At 67.1% G+C, this 24,408-nt stretch carries 21 protein-coding genes; 16 read left to right on the top strand and 5 right to left on the bottom strand.

Going from position 1 to position 24,408, the window contains the following annotated elements:
• Positions 1–71 precede the first annotated feature (71 nt).
• Genes N5D20_RS23040 through N5D20_RS23030 form a run of 3 tightly spaced genes read left to right on the top strand, consistent with a single transcriptional unit; the run spans position 72 to position 8,555 of the window.
• Positions 72–6,767, top strand: coding sequence for an Hpt domain-containing protein (locus N5D20_RS23040; RefSeq protein ID WP_197579833.1), 6,696 nt, complete (start codon positions 72–74; stop codon positions 6,765–6,767).
• Complete coding sequence (locus N5D20_RS23035) at positions 6,754–8,094, top strand: chemotaxis protein CheB (RefSeq protein WP_197579835.1); 1,341 nt, start codon at positions 6,754–6,756, stop codon at positions 8,092–8,094. Before N5D20_RS23040 ends, N5D20_RS23035 begins: the two co-directional genes overlap by 14 nt.
• Complete coding sequence (locus N5D20_RS23030) at positions 8,091–8,555, top strand: chemotaxis protein CheW (protein ID WP_010482710.1); 465 nt, start codon at positions 8,091–8,093, stop codon at positions 8,553–8,555. Before N5D20_RS23035 ends, N5D20_RS23030 begins: the two co-directional genes overlap by 4 nt.
• A gap of 212 nt (positions 8,556–8,767) precedes the next feature.
• On the opposite strand, the gene N5D20_RS23025 is transcribed toward N5D20_RS23030, so the two are convergent.
• Both N5D20_RS23025 and bioA read right to left on the bottom strand, forming a co-directional pair.
• On the bottom strand, positions 8,768–9,505 hold the full coding sequence (locus N5D20_RS23025) for a 16S rRNA (uracil(1498)-N(3))-methyltransferase (RefSeq protein ID WP_197580035.1): 738 nt from the start codon (positions 9,503–9,505) through the stop codon (positions 8,768–8,770).
• Positions 9,496–10,887, bottom strand: coding sequence for an adenosylmethionine--8-amino-7-oxononanoate transaminase (gene bioA / locus N5D20_RS23020; protein WP_279915131.1), 1,392 nt, complete (start codon positions 10,885–10,887; stop codon positions 9,496–9,498). The genes N5D20_RS23025 and bioA overlap by 10 nt, the downstream gene beginning before the upstream one ends.
• A 77-nt stretch (positions 10,888–10,964) precedes the next feature.
• On the opposite strand from bioA, the gene nudE reads away from it, so the two are divergent.
• The 9 genes from nudE (at position 10,965) to gcvH (ending at position 17,673) form a co-directional block, all read left to right on the top strand.
• Positions 10,965–11,528 (top strand): ADP compounds hydrolase NudE, encoded by a 564-nt coding sequence (nudE, locus tag N5D20_RS23015; RefSeq protein ID WP_197646169.1) that lies wholly within the window; start codon positions 10,965–10,967, stop codon positions 11,526–11,528.
• Positions 11,525–12,328 (top strand): 3'(2'),5'-bisphosphate nucleotidase CysQ, encoded by an 804-nt coding sequence (gene cysQ / locus N5D20_RS23010; protein ID WP_197580029.1) that lies wholly within the window; start codon positions 11,525–11,527, stop codon positions 12,326–12,328. The genes nudE and cysQ overlap by 4 nt, the downstream gene beginning before the upstream one ends.
• Positions 12,329–12,341: 13 nt before the next feature.
• The gene (mazG, locus tag N5D20_RS23005) at positions 12,342–13,181 is read left to right on the top strand and encodes a nucleoside triphosphate pyrophosphohydrolase (RefSeq protein WP_049436819.1); all 840 of its coding nucleotides are present in this window, start codon (positions 12,342–12,344) and stop codon (positions 13,179–13,181) included.
• Positions 13,178–13,507, top strand: a complete 330-nt coding sequence (locus tag N5D20_RS23000; RefSeq protein WP_010482716.1) for a YnfA family protein — start codon at positions 13,178–13,180, stop codon at positions 13,505–13,507. Before mazG ends, N5D20_RS23000 begins: the two co-directional genes overlap by 4 nt.
• A 162-nt stretch (positions 13,508–13,669) precedes the next feature.
• Positions 13,670–13,972, top strand: coding sequence for a DUF962 domain-containing protein (locus N5D20_RS22995; protein WP_197580027.1), 303 nt, complete (start codon positions 13,670–13,672; stop codon positions 13,970–13,972).
• 66 nt (positions 13,973–14,038) lie between these two features.
• On the top strand, positions 14,039–14,998 hold the full coding sequence (locus tag N5D20_RS22990) for an SPFH domain-containing protein (protein WP_005410704.1): 960 nt from the start codon (positions 14,039–14,041) through the stop codon (positions 14,996–14,998).
• Between the two features lies 1 nt (position 14,999).
• Complete coding sequence (locus N5D20_RS22985; protein WP_197580025.1) at positions 15,000–15,434, top strand: NfeD family protein; 435 nt, start codon at positions 15,000–15,002, stop codon at positions 15,432–15,434.
• A 637-nt stretch (positions 15,435–16,071) separates the two neighbouring features.
• Positions 16,072–17,184 (top strand): glycine cleavage system aminomethyltransferase GcvT, encoded by a 1,113-nt coding sequence (gene gcvT / locus N5D20_RS22980; protein ID WP_049436821.1) that lies wholly within the window; start codon positions 16,072–16,074, stop codon positions 17,182–17,184.
• Between the two features lie 93 nt (positions 17,185–17,277).
• A complete protein-coding gene (gcvH, locus tag N5D20_RS22975; protein ID WP_010482723.1) occupies positions 17,278–17,673 on the top strand; it encodes a glycine cleavage system protein GcvH in 396 nt (131 codons plus the stop codon).
• Positions 17,674–17,965: 292 nt separating this feature from the next.
• Here the strand turns inward: gcvH and N5D20_RS22970 are convergent, their stop codons facing one another.
• On the bottom strand, positions 17,966–18,265 hold the full coding sequence (locus N5D20_RS22970) for a hypothetical protein (RefSeq protein ID WP_197580005.1): 300 nt from the start codon (positions 18,263–18,265) through the stop codon (positions 17,966–17,968).
• Positions 18,266–18,448: 183 nt separating this feature from the next.
• Between N5D20_RS22970 and N5D20_RS22965 the strand changes: the two genes are divergently transcribed.
• Positions 18,449–18,967, top strand: coding sequence for a hypothetical protein (locus tag N5D20_RS22965; RefSeq protein WP_032130057.1), 519 nt, complete (start codon positions 18,449–18,451; stop codon positions 18,965–18,967).
• A gap of 120 nt (positions 18,968–19,087) precedes the next feature.
• On the opposite strand, the gene N5D20_RS22960 is transcribed toward N5D20_RS22965, so the two are convergent.
• Positions 19,088–19,981: a LysR family transcriptional regulator gene (locus N5D20_RS22960; RefSeq protein WP_197580007.1), complete on the bottom strand. Its 894-nt coding sequence runs from the start codon at positions 19,979–19,981 to the stop codon at positions 19,088–19,090.
• Positions 19,982–20,095: 114 nt separating this feature from the next.
• On the opposite strand from N5D20_RS22960, the gene N5D20_RS22955 reads away from it, so the two are divergent.
• On the top strand, positions 20,096–20,854 hold the full coding sequence (locus N5D20_RS22955) for an SDR family oxidoreductase (RefSeq protein ID WP_197580009.1): 759 nt from the start codon (positions 20,096–20,098) through the stop codon (positions 20,852–20,854).
• Positions 20,855–21,000: 146 nt separating this feature from the next.
• Here the strand turns inward: N5D20_RS22955 and N5D20_RS22950 are convergent, their stop codons facing one another.
• Complete coding sequence (locus N5D20_RS22950; RefSeq protein WP_019338690.1) at positions 21,001–22,398, bottom strand: serine hydrolase domain-containing protein; 1,398 nt, start codon at positions 22,396–22,398, stop codon at positions 21,001–21,003.
• A 286-nt stretch (positions 22,399–22,684) separates the two neighbouring features.
• Between N5D20_RS22950 and N5D20_RS22945 the strand changes: the two genes are divergently transcribed.
• Positions 22,685–24,013, top strand: a complete 1,329-nt coding sequence (locus N5D20_RS22945; protein ID WP_197580010.1) for an MFS transporter — start codon at positions 22,685–22,687, stop codon at positions 24,011–24,013.
• Positions 24,014–24,043: 30 nt separating this feature from the next.
• Entirely contained in the window at positions 24,044–24,394 is a 351-nt protein-coding gene (locus tag N5D20_RS22940) for a DUF1304 domain-containing protein (RefSeq protein ID WP_197580012.1), read from the top strand.
• Positions 24,395–24,408: the final 14 nt, after the last annotated feature.

The raw sequence follows: 24,408 nt of genomic DNA, 5'->3' as shown, positions 1-24,408 counted from the left end.
TCGATGAAGCATTTCCATTCCCCACGCCAGAACTCGCGCGGCTTCCGCGCGGCGGCGAACGGAGCGCGTCCATGAGCAGTCTGCGCGATGCGATGAGCCACGCAGCGCTGGGTTGGGTCAAGCCTGAGCTGGACGAGACCCTGCGCCAGGTGCGCAACGAGGTCGAGTACTACGCGGAAGACCCGGCCGATGCCAGCCGCATGCGCATCTGCGCCGGCTACCTGCACCAGGTGCAGGGCACCCTGCGCATGGTCGAACTGTATGCCCCGGCGATGGTGGCCGAGGAGCTTGAACAGCTGGCCAATGCCATCGGCGCTGGGGGTGTGGCCGATCGGGATGAAGCCTGCGCGACCCTGATGCGTGGCAGCGTGCTGCTGCCTGACTACCTGGAGCGCCTGCAGAACGGGCATCGCGATATCCCGATCGTGCTGATGCCGCTGCTCAACGAGATCCGTGCCGCACGTGGCGAAGAAGGCGTGCATGACAGCGTACTGCTGGCATTCGCACCGGACAGCGTCACCGCCACCGAGGCCGAGCTGGACCATGCCCGCGGCAGTCTGAGCGGGCGCAACCGCGAGCTGCTCGATACCGTGGGCAGTGCAGTGAAGGAAGAACTGCTGCGCATCAAGGATGCGCTGGACCTGCACCTGCGTACCGGCGGTGCGCCGGAGCAGCTGCAGACCCAGGCCAACGAGCTCGGTGCGGTGGCCGATACGCTGGGCATGATGGGCCTGGGCGTTGCCCGTGGCGTGGTCGTGCAGCAGCGTGATGCACTGCGTGGCGTGGTCGAAGGGCGCCAGCAGATCGACGAGAACCTGTTGCTGGATATCGCCGGGGCACTGCTGTACGTGGATGCCTCGCTGGATGACCAGGTTGCTCATCTGGGCGCCGGCGGCAGTGGCGCGGACGATCCGAGCGCGGTGGAGAACCGGCGCACGGTAGAAGTGCTGGCGCATGAGGCCATCGCCAACTTCGCCGCCGCGCGTGAGCACTTCGTCGCGTTCATTGAAACCAGCTGGAACCATGCCGAGCTGCAGGACGTGCCGCGCCTGCTGGGCGATGTCTCTGGCGCGCTGCGCATGCTGGATCTGGGCACGGCTGCCGATTACCTGCGCGGTGTGCAGCAGTACATCGAAGCCGAGCTGATCGGTCGCCAGCGCGTGCCCAGTGGCCGTCAGCTGGACACCCTGGCCGATGCCATGGCCAGCCTGGAGTACTACCTCGAAGCACTGCGCGACCGCCGCCCGGGCCGCGAGGACATTCTCGACATCACCCGCAGCAGCCTTGAAGCGCTGCGCTACTGGCCGTTGCCGGACCGCAACGCGGTGGAACCTGTTGCCGCCGCGCCGATTCCATTCGCATCGCTGCTGATCGAACGCGAGCCGGTAGCGCTGCAGGCCGAGCCGTTGCAGCCGGAGCGCATCGAGATTCCGGTGCAGCCGGCCGCGCCCGCCGCCGGCACTGTGCCGGTGCCGCTGCCGGACTTTACCTTTGATCCGCCACCTGCCACGCCTGCACCGGAGGTGGTGGACAACAGCCTGATGTTCGGTGCGCTGGGGAGCGCTGCATCCGCACCGCTGTCGTTGCAGGACGACGCAGATGCGCCCTTGGTCTTCGCCGCCTCCAGCGCGCCTGCACCCGACGTGCCGCAATGGGATCTCGCACCGTTCCATTCCGACTCCGATCCGGCCACGAGTACCGAAGACGAGCGCAGTCCGACCTTCGCCAGCTTCGACCCGGTCAGTTTCGAACGGGCCGAAACCGGAGTGGGATCGGCGCCGCAGTGGACACTGTTGGAGGCAACGCCGCCGGCAGTGGCCGATGTGGCCGTGATGGCTGTCGAGGACGACGTCGAAGCGTCGGTGCCCTTCGACACCGCTGACTTTGCCGCGCCGGTGTTCGACCCGGTCGCTGCCGAGCACGATGCGGTTGCCGCCGGTGAGGACGTGGTATTCCGCTTCGACGCCGATGCGCTGGACAATGCCGACGACGTGCTGTCGCTGCACGCGATGGAGACGCTGTCGCTGGACGACGACGCCGGATTGCATCCGTCGCTGGAGATCGTCGATGCCGCCACGCCCCTGCGGGTAGACGAAAGCCCTGTGGTTGCCGGAGTGGACGCCGTTCCGGCGGATGTGCCAGAGGACGTGCCCGCGCCGATGGCCGAGGTGCTGGCGCCGGCCTCCGATGCACCGGCACCGGCGGTGTCGGTGATTGATATCGACACCATCGCGCCCATCGATTTCAGCGAAGCCGACGCGCAGTTCTTTGCCGAGCTGAGCGCCGCGGCGGCCGACTTCAATCCGCAGGCCATGGCGACTCCGCCCGCTGCGGACATCCCGGTCGTGGCTGGGACCGAGGCCGGCTTCGAGGCGGGCTTCGACGACGATGCCGAGAACATCGACGAAGACATCCGCGAGGTGTTCCTGGAAGAGTTCGACGACGAGCTGGCCAACCTTGGCACGCTGCTGCCGGCATGGCGTGTGCAGCTGGACAACATGGACCGGCTGCGGCCGATCCGGCGCATCTTCCACACCCTCAAGGGCAGTGGCCGCCTGGTCGGTGCCCGCACCCTGGGTGAGTTCGCGTGGAAGATCGAGGGCATGCTCAACCGCGTGCTGGACGGCAGCCGTCCGGCCTCGCCGGCTGTGCTGGCCATGGTCGACAACGCGCACGCCGCGCTGCCGCAGCTGAACGCCGCGCTGCGCCATGGCCAGCGCATCAGCGTGGACCTGCAGGCGATGCAGGCCATCGCCGATCGTGTCGGCGCCGGTGAGGAAACCTATTACGTGCCGCTGCCGGTAGCGGCCGCGCCTGTGGCACCGGTGGCCGAAGGCGAGGACGAGATCAGCCGCATCCTGGCGGCCGAAGCCATCGCGTCGGTGCAGGACGAAGCCGAGCCGGTGCCCGAGGCCGTAGGCACGCCAGCCAACATCGACAGCGTGCTGCGCGAGATCCTCGAAGCCGAAGTGGAAGTCCACCAGGCCACCCTGCAGGACTGGCTGCGCTCGGCGCAGCAGGCACCGCAGCCGGTCAGCGACGCGCTGCTGCGCGCAGTGCACACCATGAACGGCGCCTTCGCGATGACCGAAGTACCGGAAATCACGGCGGTCACCGGCGGTGCCGAGTCCTACATCAAGCGCGCGCTGGCCGCCGACGTGGTGCCTGGCGACGAAGGCGTTGCCGCACTGGATGCGACTGCGCAGGCGATCACCGCGACCATGGAGGCGCTGCAGGCCGAACAGCCGCGCATTGTTCCGCAGGGCGCGTTGGTGCAGCGGCTGCAGGCATTGGCCGGCGAGCTGCCGGAAGCACGCTGGCCGCTGTTCGCGCTGGAAGACGAGGATGAGGAGGGCGTCGAGCTGGCGGCTGATGTCGAGCAGGCATCCGAAGCCGAAGCGCCGCTGTCTGGGCTGGACGCGCTGGACGAAACCGGCATGCCGTCCGCTTTCGATGCGGCGCCCGATCTCATTGCCGAGCCGCAGCTGCTTGCCGAAGATGCGCTGGAACCGGTTCCAGCTGCAGCCGAGCCGCAGCCGCTGGATGTCGCGGCCGACAGCGGCCTGGACGTGGGCGAGCTGACCGCCAGCGATGATCTTTCGCGTTACTTCGACGCCGGCTGGCCGTCGGTGCCAGGCGAAGCTGAACCTGCCGTGGCGGACACCGGCGCGATTGAATCGATCCAGCCGGTCGAGAGTGCGCCTGCTGTCGAAGTGGCCGAAGCAGATGCCGTGCCCACGATCGTGACGGTCGACGACGCTGATCTGACCATGGCCGACGATCTGTCGCCGTACCTCGACGCCAGTGCGCTGCCGGTGGATGACCGTGACGCGGAAGAGCTGCCGGTGCCTGCGGAAGTTGACGCGATCGACCTGAATACGTCGCTGTCCTTTGATTCGGGCCGTGGCGATGACCGCGTCATTGACGACGCTGCTGCACTGCCACTCGACAGCGAGCTGTCGAGCCTGCAGGATGAAATGGCTGTGCCGGGTTTTGCAGAACCGGTCACGCTGGCAGCCGCGCTCGAGGCCGGCCTGCACGTGATCGAGGAAGAGCAGACCCTGGACGACGACGGGCAATGGCCCGTGATCGGCCTCCAGGCCAGCGAACTCGCGCCGGGCGAGGCAGATGCCTTTGCCGAGGATGCGGACGTCGGCGGGGAGGCGGCGGTCGGTGAAGGAGAGAGCGCCGATCAGCCGTCCCCGGCGACGGTGATTGAGGAGATCACCGCGGAGGCCCCGCAGGGCAGCGCTGCTGCGGTGCGCTTCTTCGAGATGGAAGAGGCGCCGGGCCAGGGCATGGTCGATGCCGATGCCGATGCCGATGCTGAGATTGCAGAGGCCGACGTCACGCCCCGTGCGCCGCACCTCGAGCAGGCGCCTGATGCGGCCGATGCCGAAGACGGCGCCGACGCACTTGACTTCAGCGTGTACGACCGCGAGCTGGTCGATATCTTTGTCGAGGAAGGCAAGGACCTGCTCGACCACTGTGATGGCCTGATCAGCGAACTGCGCGATGCACCGCAGGATCGCGAGGTGCTGGCCGGCCTGCAGCGAGACCTGCACACCCTCAAGGGTGGCGCGCGCATGGCCGGCATCAACGCCATCGGCGATCTCGGCCACAGCATCGAATCGCTGCTGGAAGCCGTCGCCGCCGGCCGCACCGAGATCGAGCGCCGCGATGTGCAGCTGCTGGAGCGTGGCTTCGATCGCCTGCACCAGCTGCTGACCCGCACCGGTGATCATCGCGTGGTGGAACCGGCGCGGGACCTGGTCGATGCGTTCGAAGTGCGTACCACCACCGATATCGCGGCGGCAGCGGCGGCCAACGTGGCGAGCGTCGCAGAAACCGCCTCGGCACCGGTCGCCAGCCCGGCTCCGGCGCTGCTCGATGCGCCGTTGTCGGCACCGCTGCCGGCAGAAGGCGTGGTCGATGAAGATCCGCTGGCGCGTCCGCAGCAGGAGCAGGTGCGCGTGCGCGCCGACCTGCTCGATCGCCTGGTCAACCATGCCGGTGAAGTGGCGATCTACCGCTCGCGGCTTGAACAGCAGCTGGGTGCCTTCCGTGGTGCCATGGGCGAACTGGAGCGCACCAATGCGCGACTGCGCGACCAGCTGCGCCGACTCGACCTGGAAACCGAGGCGCAGATCGTCGCCCGCTACCAGCGCGAACAGGACCAGGCCGACCAGAAATTCGATCCGCTGGAACTGGACCGCTTCTCCACCCTGCAGCAGCTCAGCCGTGCGCTGAACGAGTCGGCGGCCGACCTGGGTGGCCTGCAGGGCGTGCTTGACGATCTGTCGCGCCAGTACGATTCGCTGCTGCAGCAGCAGTCGCGCGTCAGCTCCGAGCTGCAGGATGGCCTGATGCGCGCGCGCATGGTGCCGTTCGACGGCCTGGTGCCGCGCCTGCGCCGCGTGGTCCGCCAGTCCGGCATGGATACCGGCAAGCAGGTCCACCTGACCCTGGAAGGTACCCACGGTGAACTGGACCGCAACGTCCTCGACCGCATGGTCGCGCCGCTGGAACACATGCTGCGCAACTCCGTGGCCCATGGCCTGGAGGCGCCGGAGCAGCGCCGCGCCGCCGGCAAGCCGGAGGAGGGCGAGATCGCCATCCGCCTGCACCGCGAAGGTTCGGAAATCGTGCTGGAAGTGGCCGACGACGGCGCTGGCCTGGACCGCGAAGCGATTCGCCGCCGCGCCATCGACCGCGGCCTGCTGGCCGCCGATGCGCAGCCGAACGAGCAGGAGCTGGACAACCTGATCTTCGCGTCCGGCTTCACCACCGCCGATCAGGTCAGCCAGCTGGCCGGCCGCGGCGTGGGCATGGACGTGGTGCGCAACGAAGTGCGCCAGCTCGGTGGCTCGGTCGACATCCAGTCGGTGCGTGGCCAGGGCGTGCGCTTTACCTTGCGCCTGCCGCAGACGCTGGCCGTCACCCAGGCGGTGTTCGTGCAGATCGGCGAAACCACCTTCGCGGTGCCGGTGGCCTCGGTCAGTGGTATCGGCCGCCTGTCGCGCGAGCGCTTCGAAGCCGTCGACAGCAGCTACCGCTACAGTGGCGAAGACTATCCGCTGTACGACCTCGGCAGCCTGGTCGGGCAGGCCCCGGCGCGTGCCGATGGCCAGGACCAGGTGCCGCTGCTGCTGGTCCGTGCCGGCGACCTGCGGGCCGCCGTTGCAATCGATCAGGTGCTGGGCAACCGCGAAATCGTGGTCAAGCCGGTCGGCCTGCAGATCGCATCGGTGCCGGGCATCTACGGCGCGACCATCACCGGCGATGGCCGTGTGGTGGTGATCCTGGACGTGGCGCCGCTGGTGCGCCGCTTCCTCGCCAACCCGACGCTGCCGGTGCTGGCCAACGCACCGCGCCAGGAGCGCCAGGTGCCGCTGGTGATGGTGGTGGACGACTCGCTGACCATGCGCAAGGTCACCGGCCGCATTCTCGAACGCCACAATTTCGAGGTCAGCGTTGCCCGCGACGGCGTGGAGGCGCTGGAGCGCCTGGAAGAGCGCGTGCCGGACCTGATGCTGCTGGATATCGAGATGCCGCGCATGGATGGATACGAGCTCGCCACCGCGATGCGTGCCGACCCGCGCTACAGGCACGTGCCGATCGTGATGATCACTTCGCGCAGTGGTGACAAGCACCGCCAGCGCGCCTTCGAGATCGGTGTCCAGCGCTACCTGGGCAAGCCGTACCAGGAACTGGACCTGATGCGTAACGTGTACGACCTGCTGGGGATCGCCCGTGTCCGTGAGTGAAACCCAAACGGCTCCGGCCGTTGCCCTGCTGGCCCGTCCCGGCGCGGCGCGTGAGCGCCTGCGCGAGGCGTTGTCGCACGCCGATGTACAGCTGGTGCTGGAAGATGATCCCAATACGCTGGACGTGCGGATCCTGCAGGAGGCGCGCCCGCAGTTCGTGGTGATCGCGCTGGAAGCCGCCATCGAAGATGCATTGGAGCGCCTGGAAGCGGTGCTGTCCGCACCGGGCCTGACCCTGGTCTTCGACGAGGCCGAGCTGGCCGCACGTCGTGATGGTTGGGAGGCTCAGCGCTGGGGCCGTCATCTGGCCGCCAAGCTGCATGGCCACCAGCAGGTGTTGCCGCCGGGGGCCGAAGAAGAACCCGGCCTGCAGCTGGAGCCGGGCCACCCGGCACCACCGCCGGCGCCGCAGGAAGAAGCGTTGCAGCCGCACCTGGACCAGGCATTGAGCTGGGCCGACGAGGTCCCTGCTGACAGCCTGTACTCGCCGCCCGCGCCGCTGCACGAACCGATCGCGCTGGAACAGGCGCTGGCGGCGTTGCAGCCGGTCGTGCCCGAGCCGCTGGAGCCGCCCGCACTGCCGTCGCTGGCAGAGTCCGCGCCCGCAGCAGCGCCCCTGCCGCCGGTCTCCTTCGACCACACCGCCTGGTCCCTGGTCGAAGACGGGGCCGATGCCCCGGCCGCCGCTCCGCACCACGCTGCAGTGGAGGCATCGCTGCCTTCCTTCGATACCGGTCATCTGAGCCTGGTCGACCTGGATGCCGCAGCGCCCGTGGGCGCACGCGCCGGATCGCTGCTGGTGCTGGCCGGCATCGGTGGCCCGGACGCGTTGCGTCGCCTGCTCGGCGCGCTGCCGTCTTCGCTGAGCGTGCCGGTCCTGGTGCACATGCGCCTGGATGGCGGACGCTACGGCAACCTGGTCAAGCAGATGGCACGCGTGTCGCCGTTGCCGGTGCAGCTGGCCGAAGCCGGCCAGCGTGCAACACCCGGTGAAGTGCACGTGCTGGCCGATGACATTGGCGTGCAGGCAGCCAGTGACGGCCTGCATTTCGTCAGCGACGCGCAGGGTATTTCGATTGCCGCGCTGCCGGCTGACCACACTGCGCTGGTCCTGCTCAGCGGTGCCGATCTTGCGCATGTTGGTCCGGCGCTGGATCTGGCCGCCGCCGGCGCCTGGGTGGCCGGGCAGGTCGGCGAGGGCTGCTATGACCCTGCCGCAGCCACGGCGGTGGTCGCCGCTGGCATGGTGGCGGGTGAGCCACAGGAACTGGCGCAGGCCATCGCCTCGCGCTGGGGCTCGGAAGACGATAACGGAGAGGCACCATGAGCTATGCCAGCAATGACGAAATCCGCGGCGTCCTGATCCAGGCCGGCAACGAGCGCGTGCTGCTGCCCAATGCCACCGTGGCCGAAATGATGTCGCGCGTGCCGGTGCAGCCGGTCTCCGACGCCCCGCGCTGGCTGGTCGGCGAAATCGGCTGGCACGGCTGGCAGGTGCCGCTGGTGTCGTTCGCACGCCTTTCGGGGCTGGGCGAAGAGGCGGTGGCCGGTCACAACAAAGTGGTGGTGCTGAAGGCCCTGAGCGGCAACGCGCAGCGCCCCTACTATGCGCTGCTGACGCAGAATTTCCCGCAGCTGATCTCGGTGCCGCGCGACGGCTTGCTGGCCGACGCCTCAGAAGAAACCCTGCCGCAGATCGTGCACATGCGCGTGCTGCTGGGTGAGCAGAGCGCGCTGCTGCCCAACCTGGATGCGCTGGAAGCCGCCCTGGATTCACTGGCGGCCTGATCCACCAAACGGTAGTGCCGGCTGCCGACCGGCACCGAGCCGAGCATGGCTCGGCTCTACAAGGAAACTGCAATCTGGCGCGGGCCCTGTAGAGCCGAGCCTACGCTCGGCTGCTGCCCTGGACGCGCTCGTCGCGGTAGTGCCGGCCGCTGGCCGGCAACCTCATGATCCCATGGAAGCCGGCCAGCGGCCGGCACTACAACGAATCAGCCTTATCCCAGATCGCCCAACCGCGCCTGCAGTGCCGCGATCGCGGCCAGCCCCGCGGTTTCCGTGCGCAGGATGCGCGGGCCCAGCTGCAGCCCCTGGAAGCCTGCCGCCGCCAGTTGATCGCGGTCGCGCGGCGACCAGCCGCCTTCCGGGCCGATCGCGATCACGATGCCGCCTGCCGGAGCGGCCGCCAGCGTCGACAGCCGATGCGCGCCCTGCGGGTCCAGCGTCAACCGCAGCGTATCCACTGGTAGTGCTGCCGTCGCCTGCGCCAGCGACAGCGGCGAACCCACCTGCGGGATGCGCGCGCGCCCGGACTGGCCGCAGGCCGAGGTCACCACGTTGTTCCAGTGCGCCACGCGCTTCTCCGCCCGAGCTGCATCAAGCTTCACCTCAGTGCGCTCGGCGTTGACCGGAATGATCGCCGCCACGCCCAGTTCGGTGGCCTTCTGCAGGATCAGGTCCATCTTCTCGCCGCGCGCGATGCCCTGCAACAGGGTGATTGCCAGCGGCGATTCATTGTTGATGGCCTGCACGGCGTCGATGCGTACCTGCACCTCGCGTTTGCCGGCCACGGTCAGCGTCGCGCTGTAGTCGTTGCCATCGCCGTTGAACAGCACGCAGGTATCGCCTTCGCGCAGGCGCATCACCCGCACCAGGTGGTTGGCAGCCTCTTCCGGCAGGGTCACGGTCTGGCCGCTGTGCAGCGCCAGGTCGATGGGGCAGCGGGTCACGCGCATGCAATCGCCTCGTCAATCGCCGCCAGCGTGGTATGTGCCAGCAGCTCCAGTTGTTCGTCGTCCACGCAGTAGGGTGGCATCCAGTACAGCACGTCGCCCAGCGGGCGCAGCACCACGCCGCGCTTCAAGGCGGCCTTGTAGGCGTGCAGGCCCAGCCGCACGGCCGGGTCGAACGGCGTGCGCTTGTTACCGTCGCGCGACAGCTCGAAGGCCACCACCATGCCGGCCTGGCGCACGTCGGCCACGTGCGGATGGTCGTTGAACGGTGCCGCCAGCGTACCCATCACGGAAGCGATGCTGCGGTTGCGGGCGATCACATCGTCGTCGCGGAAGATGTCCAGCGTCGCCAGCGCGGCCGCGCAGGCCAGCGGGTTGCCGGTGTAGCTGTGCGAGTGCAGGAACGCGCGCTCGCGCGAGTCGTCAAGGAAGGCGTCGTACAGCGCCTGCGTGGCCAGCACCGCGGCCAGCGGCAGGAAGCCGCCGGTCAGGCCCTTGGACAGGCACATCAGGTCCGGCATCACCCCGGCCTGTTCGCAGGCGAACAGGGTGCCGGTGCGGCCGAAGCCGGTGGCGATCTCGTCGGCGATCATGAACGCGCCATGCGCATCACACAGTTCGCGCACGCGCTGCAGGTACACCGGATCGTGCATGCGCATGCCGCCGGCACACTGCAGGCGCGGTTCCAGGATCACCGCGCAGATCTCGCCCGGATGCTGGTCGAACAGGGTGGCCAGGCCATCGGCGGCCTGGCGTGCGCGATCTGCTGCACTCTGGCCGGGCTCGGCCAGGTAAGCGTCGGGCGAGGGCGCGAACAGCCCTTCGGCCAGCAGCGGCGCGTAGACACGGCGATACAGCGGGATGTCACCCAGCGCCAGCGCGCCCAGGGTCTCGCCGTGGTAGCCGTTCTCCAGTGCGATGAAACGTGTGCGCCGCGATTCCCCACGGTTCTGGAAATACTGGAAGGCCATCTTCAAGGCCACTTCCACGCCGGCCGAGCCGTTGTCGGCGTAGAACACCTTGGCCAGCGGTTCGCGGCCAGGCTGGCGCGGGGCCAGGGCCAGCAGGCGTTCGGCCAGGGTAATGGCCGGCTCATGGCCGAAGCCGGCCAGCATCACCTGTTCCAGCTGCGTGGCCTGGGCGGCGATGGCGCCACCGATGCGCGGTTCGGCATGGCCGAACAGGTTGGTCCACCAGCTGCTGACCGCATCCAGATAGCGGTTGCCATCGTGATCGATCAGCCAGGCACCTTCGCCACGGGCGATCGGCACCAGCGGCAGGGTGTCCGGATGCTCGCGCATCTGCGTGCAGGGGTGCCACAGCACCTGCAGGTCGCGCTGCCGCCAATGGTGGGCCAGCGGGGAGGGGGTTGGGTCTGCTAGCATTTCGGGCTCATGAACATGTTGCTGCCTGCACATTCTATCGGCCCCGGCGCAGGCGCCGGCCGCCGCGGAGATTCCGCATGAACGATGACCGTGCCGGCCGTCGCTTGCCGATCATCCATCGGATCACCGATGAGGAGAACGGTCCCTTCCAGCGCCAGCACCTGGACCTGGAGTTCTCCAACGGCGAACGCCGCCGCTTCGAGCGCCTGGTCAGCCGTGGCCATGGTGCGGTGGTGGTGGTGCCGATGCTCGACGACGAGACCGTGCTGCTGGTACGTGAATACGCCGCAGGCATGCACCGCTACGAACTGGGGCTGGTCAAGGGCCGGATCGACGCCGGCGAAACCCCAGAGCAGGCCGCCGACCGCGAGCTGAAGGAAGAGGCCGGTTATGGCGCGCGCCAGGTGGACGTGCTGCGCGCGATGACCCTGGCTCCCACCTACATGAGCCACCAGTCGTGGCTGGTGGTGGCGCGCGACCTGTATCCGGAAAAGCTGGCCGGCGACGAGCCGGAAGAACTGGAAGTCGTCCCGTGGAAGCTGGCCGAGCTGGACCAGCTGATGCTGCGTGAGGACTTCTCCGAGGGACGCTCGCTGGCGGCGCTGTTCATCGCCCGCCAGTGGCTGCAGGGATTGCGATGATCAAACTGACCACGGACCTGCGCGAGACCGCCATCGCCATCGCCCAGGAAGCCGGACAGGCCATCATGCAGGTCTATGCCGATGGCTTCGACGTGCAGATCAAGGACGACAACAGCCCGGTCACCGGTGCCGACCTGGCGGCCAACGTGGTCATTGAACAGGGCCTGCAGCAGCTGACCCCGGACCTGCCGATCCTGTCCGAGGAATCGGCGCAGGTGGGCTGGGAGCAGCGCCGCCACTGGGGGGCCTACTGGCTGGTCGACCCGCTCGACGGCACCCGCGAGTTCGTCAAGCGCAACGGCGAGTTCAGCGTCAACATTGCCCTGATCTACCAAGGCGCACCGGCCTTCGGCGTGGTGCTGGCTCCGGTCACCGGCATCGTCTGGCATGCCATGCGTGGCGAGCTGGCCTATCGCCGGCAGGGCCTGCACGACACCGTGCTGCGCACCCGCACGCCGGCCACCGCCCCGCTGCGGGTTGCCGCCAGCCGTTCGCACCGCTCAGCGGAGACCGAGGCGCTGCTGGCGAGGATGGGCCGCATCGAGACCATCGCGCAGGGCTCGTCGCTGAAATTCTGCCGGATCGCCGAAGGTGGCCTGGATGTCTATCCGCGGCTGGGCCCGACCTCCGAATGGGATACCGCTGCCGGCCAGTGCGTGCTGCACGCCGCCGGTGGTGCGGTACTGTCGGCCGCGACCGGCAAACCGTTCCGTTACAACCGCCGCGAAACCCTGTTGAACGGCGATTTCATTGCCCTTGGTGATACCAGCCTGCCGTGGCGCGACTGGTTGTCCGATTGACCCTGGAGGCCGCATGAGCGCGCATGACACCCCCACCGCCGGTAGTGCAGCCAGCAACGAACTGGAGCGCTTGCTGGCAATCATGGCGCGCCTGCGCGATCCGCAGGGCGGCTGCCCGTGGGACCTGGAACAGAACTTCGCGACCATCGCGCCGTACACCATCGAGGAAGCCTACGAGGTGGCCGATGCGATCGACCGCGGCGACCTCGACGACCTGTGCGACGAGCTGGGCGACCTGTTGCTGCAGGTGGTGTTCCATGCGCGCATGGCCGAAGAGCAGGGCAGCTTCGCCTTCGCAGACGTGGCCCGCGCGATCAGCGACAAGATGCAGCGCCGCCACCCGCACGTGTTCGCCGAGGTCAGCGTCGACGATGCCGACGGGGTGATGCGTAACTGGGAGGCGATCAAGCGGGCCGAGCGCGCCGCCAAGGGCGAGCAGGACACCTCCGCGCTGGCCGGCATCTCGCGCGGCCTGCCGGAATGGCAGCGGGCAGTGAAGCTGCAGTCGCGCGCGGCCAAGGTCGGCTTCGACTGGCCGGGACCGTTGCCGGTGCTGGACAAGGCGGCCGAGGAACTGCAGGAGCTGCGCGAGGAGTTCGAGCGCGGCGATATCGCTGGCAACAAGGCGCGCCTGCAGGAAGAACTGGGCGATCTGCTGTTCGTCTGCGCCAACCTGGCGCGCCACGCCGATATCGATCTGGGTGCGGCGCTGCGCGGGGCCAACCACAAGTTCGAACGTCGCTTCCGTGCGATGGAAGCGCAGGCCGATGCGCAGGGTGGGGCGCTGGCTGCGATGGACCTGGAGGCGCAGGAAGCGCTCTGGCAGCACGCCAAGGCGGCGGAGAAGGCGTGAAGACACTCGGCCTGTTCCTGCTGACCGCGCTGGCCGAGATCGTCGGCTGCTACCTGCCGTGGTTGTGGCTGCGCAAGGGCGGCAGCATCTGGCTGCTGCTGCCGGCGGCCGCCAGCCTGGCCCTGTTCGCCTGGCTGCTGACCCTGCACCCGACCGCCAGTGGCCGGGTCTATGCCGCCTACGGTGGCGTCTATATCGGCACTGCGCTGTTCTGGCTGTGGCTGGTCGATGGCATCCGTCCCAGCCGCTGGGACCTGTTCGGCGCCGCGCTGTGCCTGGCCGGCATGGCGGTGATCATGTTCGGGCCGCGCACCTCATCGGTGTAGGTCCGGGCAAGGCGGTTCTGTAGAGCCGAGCCCACGCTCGGCTGCTCTTCTTTCCGACCGCGCTGGCACGCGCAAGCCGAGCATGGTTCGGTGCTGCAAGGCAGCGCAGTGCCCCCCCGAAAGGCGCATGATGGGCCTGACCACGGCCCCCGGAGCATGCGCATGTCCCGCTTCGCCAGCTTCCGCGAGTTCTATCCGTTCTATCTCAGCGAGCACCTCCACCCGGTATCGCGCCGGCTGCACTTCATCGGCAGCTGCGGCGTACTGCTGCTGGTCGCGGCAGCGATCCTGCGTGGGCAACCGATGCTGCTGCTGGCCGCCCTGTTCTGCGGTTACAGCTGCGCCTGGGTCGGCCATTTCTTTTTCGAGAAGAACCGCCCGGCCACCTTCCAGCACCCGCTGTACTCGTTCATGGGCGACTGGGTGATGTTCGCCGACATCCTGCGCGGGCGCGTGCCCTGGTAGCTCCGCTGTGAATGCGGCCTTCACGCGCTATGCTGGGGCCTGGACGTCATCGATAAGGAAAGCAAGATGTTCCCGACCATGTTCTTTACCGTGGTACTGGCCTTCGTGGCCGTGGTGATCCTGTTCAAGGCGGTACGGATGGTACCCCAGGGCTACGAGTGGACCGTCGAGCGCTTCGGGCGCTACACGCACACCATGACCCCCGGCCTGCATTTCCTGATCCCGATCGTGTACGGGGTGGGGCGCAAGGTGAACATGATGGAGCAGGTGCTGGATGTGCCCAGCCAGGAAGTGATCACCAAGGACAACGCCGCCGTGCGCGTGGACGGTGTGGTGTTCTTCCAGGTCCTGGATGCCGCCAAGGCCGCCTATGAGGTGGCCAACCTGGAAGTGGCGATGATCGCCCTGGTGCAGACCAACATCCGTACCGTGATCGGTTCGATGGACCTGGACGAATCGCTCAGCCAGCGCGAGGTGATCAATGCCCAGCTGCTGAGCGTGGTCGACCATGCCACCAATCCCTGGGGCGTGAAGGTCAACCGCATCGAGATCCGCGACATCCAGCCGCCGCGCGATCTGCTGGACGCGATGGCGCGGCAGATGAAGGCCGAGCGCGAAAAGCGCGCGCAGATCCTCGAGGCAGAGGGTTCACGCCAGTCGGAGATCCTGCGCGCCGATGGCGAAAAGCAGGCCACCGTGCTGGAGGCCGAAGGCCGTCGCGAAGCTGCATTCCGCGATGCCGAGGCGCGCGAGCGCCTGGCCGAGGCCGAAGCGATGGCGACCAAGGTGGTGTCGGCGGCGATTGCCGAGGGTGACGTGCAGGCGATCAACTACTTTGTTGCGCAGAAGTACGTGGAAGCGTTCAAGGAACTGGCCAGTTCGCCGAACCAGAAGCTGGTGCTGATGCCGATGGAGGCCAGTGGCGTGATCGGTTCGATCGCGGGCGTGGCCGAACTGGCGAAGCAGGCGCTGGCCAGCCAGGACAACAAGGCCGCCGGCAAGCGGCCGCCGCCGCTCGGAGGCTGACATGCGTTGGGAAGTCGTCGGTTGGGGCGCGTTGGCGCTGCTGCTGTTCGCGGCCGAAGCGCTGGCGCCGGGTGCGTTCATGCTGTGGATCGGCATTGGCGCGGCGGCGGTGTTCGTACTGGTTGCGGTGTTCAGCGACATTCCGTTGTTGTGGCAGGTGATCGCTTTCGTCCTGCTGAGTGTGGTCTCGATCCAGTGCTACCGGCGCTGGGGGCGGCCGCGGGCACGGCCCAGCGATGCGCCATTGCTCAACCGCCGCGCCGAGCAGCTGGTCGGCCGGGAGGTGGTACTGCAGCAGGGCATCGTCGGTGGCCAGGGACGGGTCAGCATTGACGATGCGTCCTGGCAGGTGAGCGGTCCGGAGCTGCAGGCTGGCAGCCTGGTGCGGGTGGTGGCGGTGCAGGGCAGCACGCTGGTGGTCGAAGCGGTCGCCTAGGGTTCCGGCCAACGGCGCAGCCCCTCGTGGGTTGGTCGCTGAAAGCAGCAGCTCGTTAGGCCGGGCGGGTTGGGTTCGCGGGACACGCCGTAAACCCATCCATGGGGGCTCGATGGCGCCATCCATGGCGCCAACGGTCCCGCGAACCCAACCCGCCCGACCTCTGACGGTTTCCGTGCGCGTCCAGCCCACGGAAAAGAAATAAAAGCGAGAAGCAAAAGCCGGTCGCTGCGCTCGCGGGTCATGGCCGGGGTGGGATTTCTTTTCCGCAGGAAAAGAAATCCCATCCCTCTCCTTATATGTAGCGATATCCACAACCGCTCTTGCCTTCCGTCCCGTCACCGGGAACTCCGGAAGGGAGGGGCAGCGTGGGCGCGCGGGGGTGTCCGCGGCATGGATGCCGCGGCCAAGCCCCCAGGGATGGGTTTACGGCGTCCCCCGCGTGCCCACGCTGCTCCGACCAAGCCGAAAGAACCCAGAGCCGACACGCTTCGGCTTTGCGCTTTGCGCTCTGGCTTGTAGAAAGCGCCCGCCGGCCGCAGGCCGGCCAACATCCCCCGCTGCGCTGCGGCGCGACCTGCGGGCGACCGATCTGGGATAATGGGGATTCTTGTTTCCTCTGCTGCCGGACCCGGTCATGACCCAGAAGACGCTGCTCAACGATACCCACCGCGCCCTCGGCGCCAAGATGGTCGATTTCGGGGGTTGGGACATGCCCATCCACTACGGCTCGCAGCTGGACGAGCACCACCTGGTGCGTCGCGAGTCCGGTGTGTTCGACGTCAGCCACATGACGGTGGTTGACCTGCGCGGTGACCAGGTCAAGCCGTTCCTGCGCCGCCTGCTGGCCAACTCGGTCGACAAGCTGAAGGTGACCGGCAAGGCGCTGTACTCGTGCATGCTGAACCCGCGCGGCGGCGTCATCGACGACCTGATCGTCTACTACCTGGGCGACGATTTCTTCCGCATGGTGGTCAATGCCTCCACCCGCGAGAAGGACCTGGCCTGGCTGCGCGAGCAGGCTGCGCCGTTCGGCGTCACCGTCGAGCAGCGCCCGGACCTGGCCATCCTGGCCGTGCAGGGACCGCAGGCGCGCGACATCGTGATCGGCCTGGCGCGTGATGCGGACCGTCAGGCGCTGACCAAGCTGGGCCGTTTCGCCGCCCTGCAGGTGCAGTCCGATGACGGCGTCGAACTGTTCGTCGCCCGTACCGGTTACACCGGCGAAGACGGTTTCGAGATCCTGCTGCCGCAGGACGCCGTGGTCGCGTTCTGGAACCGCCTGCTGGCGGCGGGCGTGAAGCCGGCCGGCCTCGGCGCACGCGACACGCTGCGCCTGGAAGCCGGCATGAACCTGTACGGCCAGGACATGGACGAAGAGATCAGCCCGTACGAAGCGGCGCTGGCCTGGACCGTGTCGCTGGACGAAGGCCGCGACTTCATCGGCCGCGACGTGCTGGAAGCGCAGAAGGCCGCCGGCACCGCACGCCAGATGATCGGCCTGGTGATGGACGAGAAGGGCGTGCTGCGCCACGGCCAGGCGGTGACCACCGCGGGCGGCCAGGGCGAGATCCTGTCCGGCACCTTCTCGCCGACCCTGGCCAAGGGCATCGCCTTCGCCCGCGTACCGGCCGGTGAACTCGGCGAAGTCACCGTCGACATCCGCGGCCGGCAGGTACCGGTACGCGTGGTCAAGTTCCCGTTCGTGCGCGAAGGCCAGGCCCAGCCCGGCGTGCTCGCCGACGCCTGATCCGAAACTGCCGATCGTCACTGACAGCAGTGGCGGCCGGTTGGTTACACTAGCCCCGTTTTTTCCACCCCTGCATATCTCTGGAGCAGTCCCATGAGCGAGATCCCCGGCGACCTCAAGTTCCTCAAGTCCCATGAGTGGGCCCGTGTCGAAGGCAATGGCCGTGTCACCGTCGGTATTTCCGACCACGCCCAGGGCCTGCTGGGTGACCTGGTCTACGTCGAACTGCCGGAAGTCGGCGCCGACGCAAAGGCTGGCGAGCAGATCGCCGTTGTCGAGTCGGTGAAGGCCGCCTCGGACGTCTACAGCCCGATCAGCGGCAAGGTCGTCGAGGTCAACTCGGCGCTGTCCGACAAGCCGGAAACCATCAATGAAGATGCCTACGGCGAAGGCTGGATGTTCGTGGTCGAACTGACCAACGCCGAAGAGCTCAACGAACTGCTGGATCCGGACGCGTATGCCGAAGCCCTGGAAAACGACGACCACTGAGTCGTCACTTCCGGGTTCTGGAACGGCCACCTTCGGGTGGCCGTTTTTGTTTTGGCGAGTGCGTTGGACTCATGACGGCGGGTTCGCTCTGCACCCTCGGCGTGGCATCAGCCGACAGACGAACGGTGCCGATCGGCGTGCGCAGTTTTGCGCAAATCCGCGTTTCCACCCCGCGCCGAAGCGATCAGATGTGAAAACTTTTCGCCCCCCGTTGCGGCCCCGTTGTGCTGGCGTTGGCGACGGTGCCGGTGACCATCGGCGATGCGCTCGCGCTGTTGCGCCTCACCTGCGCCTATCTGCGCGGAGTGCTTATTTCAAGTGTTTTTTGATCAACGTCTGCATCGACATCGATGCAGACAACGCGCGTGCGCGCCGCTTCCACCGTCGTTGCAGGCCGTGCGGAGCGGTGGTGCGGGCGGCGTCCGGGATGGCGCGGATGTGAAAATTTTTCGCGGGGGTTGTTGACAGTAAAAAAAACCGTGATTAGGTTTCGCCTCAGCAGACCTTGCCTGCCCAACCGAGTGCGCAGAATCAATCGTCCGATGCGAAGCAGCCCCTTCAAGACCACCGCGACCCTGATGACGGTGGACATGGCCCCGCTTCCCCCGGAGAAATGCAAGGCAACTCCCGTTCCGATGTCCGCTCCGCCGATCGAGGCGGGCATTGCCGCATCCGTAACGGCGCGCCTGACGCGCCGGCGGTCCCCGCACGCAGCATCCGCGGGTTTGATCCAACTGGGCGTTTCAACTCCCTATCACTGACGAGGAGCCATCCCATGGCAACCAAGAAAGCTGCGAAGAAGAAGCCCGCCGCCAAGAAAGCGGTGAAGAAGGTCGCGAAGAAGGCTGCTGCCAAGAAGGCAGTGAAGAAGGTCGCGAAGAAGGCGACCGCCAAGAAGGCAGTGAAGAAGGCTGCGAAGAAGGTCGCCAAGAAGACCACTGCGAAGAAGGCAGTGAAGAAGGCGGCGAAGAAGGTAGCCAAGAAGTCCACTGCCAAGAAGGCCGTCAAGAAGACCGCGAAGAAGGCCGTCAAGAAGGTAGCCAAGAAGGCCACCAAGAAGACTGCCAAGAAGGCAACGGCCCGCAAGCCGGCCAAGAAGGTCGCGAAGAAGGCGACTGCCAAGAAGGCCGTCAAGAAGACCGCCAAGAAGGCAGTAAAGAAGACCGCGAAGAAGGCCACCAAGAAGGCTGCCCCGAAGAAGGCAGCGAAGAAGGTTGCCAAGCGCAAGCCGGCCGCCCGCAAGAAGAAGGCCGCTCCGGTCGCTCTGCCGGCAACCCCGGCGCCGCTGATCTAAGTACTTCCCGATAGCCGCATCCTGAAACCCCCTTCCCTGGCTGCCCAGCGGGGAGGGGGTTTTTTTATGGAGCGGTTTGTAGCGTCGGGCCATGCCCGACGGCTTTTCTGACGGTCGACGCTAGCGGTGCGGCGACGGTGGAAAGCGCTCCACCAGGAAGTCCAGGAAGCTGCGCAGGCGGGTCGAGTGGTAACGGTCGTGCGCATAGACCACATGCATCGGCCGACCGGTCTGGCCATGCTCCGGGAACAGCTGCACCAGGCGTCCGGCGTCGACGTCGGCAGCCAGCAGCAGTGCCGACTGCAGCACGATGCCCAGCCCATGCAGCGCCGCCGTGCGCAGCGCTTCGCCGTTGTTGATCTGCAGCCGGCCGTCGGGCACACGCTCAAGCCCGCCAGCATCGACCTGCAGCCACTGCGCCAATGCGCTGGGTTCGAAGGACAGGCATTGGTGCCGGGCAAGCGCCTGCAGGTCGGAGGGCGTACCGTGCCGGGCGAGGTATCCGGGCGATGCGCACATCATCAAGCGATACGGTGCCAGCGCACGCGCCACCAGCATGCTGCTGTCGGCCAGCGTGCCGATGCGCAGCGCTGCTTCGAAACCCTCCTCGGCGAGGTCGACCACGCGGTCGGTCAGCGTGGCTTCGACCCGGACCTCCGGATGGCGCGCCATGTACTCGGCCAGTGCCGGTACCAACGCATGCGTGCCGAAGATCACCGGCGCACTGATGCGCAGCGTACCCGCCGGTGCCAGTTGCTGGTGCTGCGCCTGCGCGTCGGTTTCTTCCACCAGGCGCAGGATCTCCCGGCAGCGGATGTAGTAGTCCTCGCCGAAGGGCGTCATATGCTGGCGCCGGGTGGTACGGCTCAACAACTGCATGCCCAACCGTGCTTCCAATGCACGCAGGTGCTTGCCGGCCATCGTCGCGGAGATATCCATCGCCGCCGCCGCTGCACTGAGACTGCCCTTGTCCACGATCAGCACGTAGACCTGCATGCTCTCCAGCAGGTTCATCTGACACTCCGGGTGTTGAATGCTGAAACCTGCGCGGAGTTTATCAATCAGGGGTGATCAAACAGCATGTCGTGCAAGGGCTGGATTGGCCGGCCACGTGGACAGGAGAACACCATGGACTTGAATCTTGCAGGCCGTACCGCATTGGTGACGGGCGCGGCCAGCGGCATCGGTGCCGCCGTCGCCAAGCAGCTGGCAGCCCAGGGCGTGCGCGTCGCCATCACGTCGCGGCAGCGCGACCCCCTGCAGGCGCTGGCAGCGCGGATCGAAACCGAAGGCGGCGCGGCACCGGTCATCGTGGTCGGCGATGTCACCGTCGCCGGCGACGTCCGGTCCATCGCGGAAGCATCCCGGGAGGCATTGCAGCACGTGGACATCCTGGTCAATGCCGCAGGGGGCTCCCGGCCGACCACGGTGGATGCCGATGACGAGGTCTGGGAGGAAGCGATCGCCCTGAACTTCTCCGCCGCACGACGGCTGACCCAGGCACTGCTGCCAGCGATGCGGGCGCAGGGATGGGGGCGGGTGATCAATTTCAGCGGTTCGATGGAGCCACGTTCGGTGAATGCCGCCACCGCAGCGAAGGCGGCGCTTCATCTGTGGAGCAAGGGGTTGTCGTCGGAGGTGGCCGGGCAGGGCATTACGGTGAATGCGATTGCACCGGGGCGCATCAACAGCCCGCAGATCCTGGACCGCCTGCATCCCACCGAGGAAAGCCGGCGCGCGTTCATTGCACGCAACATTCCGATCGGGCGCTTCGGTGAGCCGGACGAAGTGGCGCCGCTGGTGGCCTTCCTGGCTTCGCCGCTGGCCGGCTACATCACCGGCGCGGTGATTCCGGTGGATGGCGGCATGCACTACTTCGCGCATTAGCGCTCCGGAACTGCTCTTCGCATTTGTAGCGTCGAGCCGTGCTCGACTGCATTGCCCGAACAGTCGAGCACGGCTCGACGCTACAAGAGCCAACAAAAAGGGCGACCCGCAGGCCGCCCCTTCCACTCACGGTCGAGCCCGCCAACTCAGCGCGGCGAGGCCACCGCGCGGTTGCTCGAGGCACCCTTGCCCTTGCGCTTGTCCTGCTGCGCCGGGCTTGCGCCCTCGGCCATCAGGTTGTCGCTGCCGAAGTCGGTGTCCACATCCAGCCAGCGCTGCGTCGGCAGGCCGAGCGCGGAATCGAGCACGGTCGGCAGCAGGCCGCTGGGCAGGCCGCTTTCGCCGTTCCACATGATGGCGATGCCGAGATCGCGCTCCGGCACCAGCGCGACCAGGCCGCGATATCCCTGCACGGCACCGGCATGGAACACCACGTCGTGGCCGGCGTAGTCGAAGGTGCGCCAGCCCAGTGCGTAGCCGGCCGAATGCAGGCGCTCGCGGCGCCAGCCCGAACGCATTTCGCCCGGGGTGTTGATCAGGCTCGAATGCAGGGTGGCCAGCAGCGGTGCCGGCAGCACGTCCGGGCGGTGGCCGGTGTGGGCCAGCAGCCATTGCGCCATGTCGCTGGCGCTGGCGTTGACGCCGGCGGCCGGGGCGACGCGGTAGTAGGTCGGCTTCGGTGTCAGCGACACCCAGCCATTGCGGCTGCGCACGTGCGGCCGCGCCCAGCGTGAGCTGGCCTGGATGCCGGCCAGGCCGAGGCTGGCATCGTTCATGCCCAGCGGCTTGAAGATGCGGCGCTCGACCGACTGCTCGTAGAAGCTGCCGGAGGCGGCATAGACGACGTCGCCGATCAGGCTGAAGGCCACGTTCTGGTAGGCGTAGCAGTCGCCCGGCAGGCACTTCAGGCTGGTGTTGGCCAGCTTCTGGGTCAGCGAGTAGTACTCGGCGTTGCCTTCGATGTCGCGGTCGTAGGCGTTGTAGGGCAGGCCGACGCGATGACTGAGCACGTCGGCCACGGTCAGGCGATCGGTCGCTTCCGGCGAGTTCAGGCGGAAGCCCGGCACATAGTCGGTGACCTTGCTGTCCCAGCGCAGCGTGCCGTCGTTGACCAGCAGGCCGGCCATGGTGCCGGCGAAGGCCTTGGACAGCGAGGCCAGGCGGAACACGGTGTGGGCGTCGACCGGCAGCGGGTTGTTGACGTCGGTGACGCCATAGCCACGCGCGCTGAGGATGCGGCCGCCCTGCACGATGGCCACCGCCATGCCCGGCACGCGCTCGCCATAGGTAAGCTGCTGCGCCATCGACTCGATGTTGGCCACGTTGAAGCCGGCCGCCGGCAGCTGCACCTGCGGCACCAGGCCGGTGCGGTAGGCGGCGGGCTGGGTGTGGGCGACGGCGGTGGCGGCGGATTCGATGTTGGCCGGCATCGGCGGCAATGGCGGCGGGGTCTGCGCGGTGGTGGACAAGGCAACGGGCATCAACATGCCCAGCAAACCGGTGGCCGCCGAACGGATCGGACGACGCAGGCTGTTCTTTTTCATCGTGGAGACCCGTGCGCGACTGCTGATGGCGATTCTAGCGCCGCTTTTCCCTTGTGCACAAACAAAGCGAAGATGAATGCGCATCTCGTTGAAAAAGTTGGAATTTTGACGCCCCGAAAGCATGTATCGGAACGTGTCGTACGGGTGGGGCCGTGACACTGCGTTGCAGCCTTCTGCGTGGCTGCTGCTGGCGTTGTTGCAGTGCATTGGCTAACGTACGCGCTTCACTGCCCCCGGAGCCTGCCATGCCGCTGTCCAACCGCCGTCTTCTGGCGAGGGACGCCGCGTGAGCGCGGTGAAGGGCAAGGGGCCGCTGCGCGGGCTGACGGCGGCACTGCGTGAGTCGCCGGCGCTGTGGTGGTCGTTCCTGTACTTCTTCTGCCTGCTCAGCGGCTACTACGTGCTGCGCCCGGTGCGTGAGGCGATGGCTGCCTCGGCCGATCTGGAGACCGTGTTTCCGCCGATGCTGATCGCCTGGTTTGCCAGCCATGGCATCGCGCTGAAGGACTTCGTCCTGCAGTTCCTGTTCTCCTGTGTGTTCGTGATCATGCTGGTACTGCAGCCGGTGTACGGCTGGCTGGTCAGCCGCTTCCCGCGGCGGGTGTTCCTGCCGGCGGTGTATGGGTTCTTCATCGTCACTCTGCTGGGCTTCTACGTACTGTTCGATAGCGGTGTGCCGGGCCGCGGCATGGCGTTCTTTTTCTGGATCACCGTCTTCAACCTGTTCGCGGTGGCGGTGTTCTGGAGCTTCATGGCCGATGTGTTTTCCAACGCGCAGGCACGTGCTTTCTACGGTTACATCGGCGCGGCTGGCACCATCGGTGCCTTCCTCGGTCCGATCATCACCAGTGCGCTGGTGCAGCGCGTGGGTATTGCCAACCTGATGCTGGTATCCACCGGATTCCTGATGGTCTGCCTGTTCTGCATCTGGCGCTTGCGGCACTGGGCGGTGCTGCGCGAGCGTGAGCAGCAACTGGTCGACGGTGAACAGCCGATGGGCGGCAGCGTGCTGGACGGCCTGAAACTGATCGTGCGTGAGCCGTTGCTGCGCTGGCTGGCGATCATGGTGGTGTTCGGTGTGGGCGTGGGCACCCTGCTGTACAACCAGCAGGCCAGCATCGTGCGTGCGGCGTTCAACGATGCAGGCGCTGCCACGGCCTTCTTCTCGCGCATCGACCTGGCGGTGAACGCACTGGCGCTGCTGATGCAGCTGGGCCTGACCCGCTGGCTGCTGTCGCGCCACGGCATCGCGCCGGCCCTGTTGATCCCTGGCTTTGCGATCCTGATCGGTTTCTCGGTGCTTGCCGCTTCACCCATGCCGTTGATGGTGGCCGTGGTGCAGGTGATGACCCGCGCCAGCGAGTTCGCATTGGCCAAGCCCGCACGAGAAACCATCTATACCCGCGTGGACCGGCAGTGGCGTTACAAGGCCGGCGCGGCCATCGATACAGTGGTGTACCGCGGCGCGGACCTGAGCTTTGCGTGGGTGCACAAGGGCTTGTCGCTGTTTGGTTCACATGTGGTGTTCATCGGTGGCGTGGTGGTTGCCGCGTGCATGACCGCCGCCGCATTCGGTGTGCTGCGCGAAGAAAAAAAGCTGCCGCGCGACCGCTGATCCCGTCCAGTCATTTCGAGGAGAGAAACGATGTCGCTGATCGCGCTGCTGCTGACCGTGCTGGTCGCGGTACTGCACCTGTACTTCCTGGTGCTGGAGATGTTCCTGTGGACCCGTCCGCTGGGCTTGAAGACGTTCCGCAACACGCCGGAGAAGGCCGAGACCACCCGCGTTCTGGCGGCCAACCAGGGCCTGTACAACGGCTTCCTGGCGGCGGGCATCGGGGTGGGTCTGGTGATCGACCAGCCGGTGCTGGTGACCTTCTCGTTGGCCTGTGTGGTGGTGGCGGGGTGCTATGGCGCGTACAGCGTGAGCCGGCGCATTTTCATGATCCAGGCGGTGCCGGCGATCCTGGCGTTGGTTCTTCGCGCGTTGGCGTAGTTTCCAGCCAACGG

It is taken from the genome of Stenotrophomonas sp. GD03877, assembly GCF_029840555.1.
Classification (GTDB): Bacteria; Pseudomonadota; Gammaproteobacteria; order Xanthomonadales; family Xanthomonadaceae; genus Stenotrophomonas; species Stenotrophomonas geniculata.
This window is presented reverse-complemented; position numbering and strand designations above follow the sequence as displayed.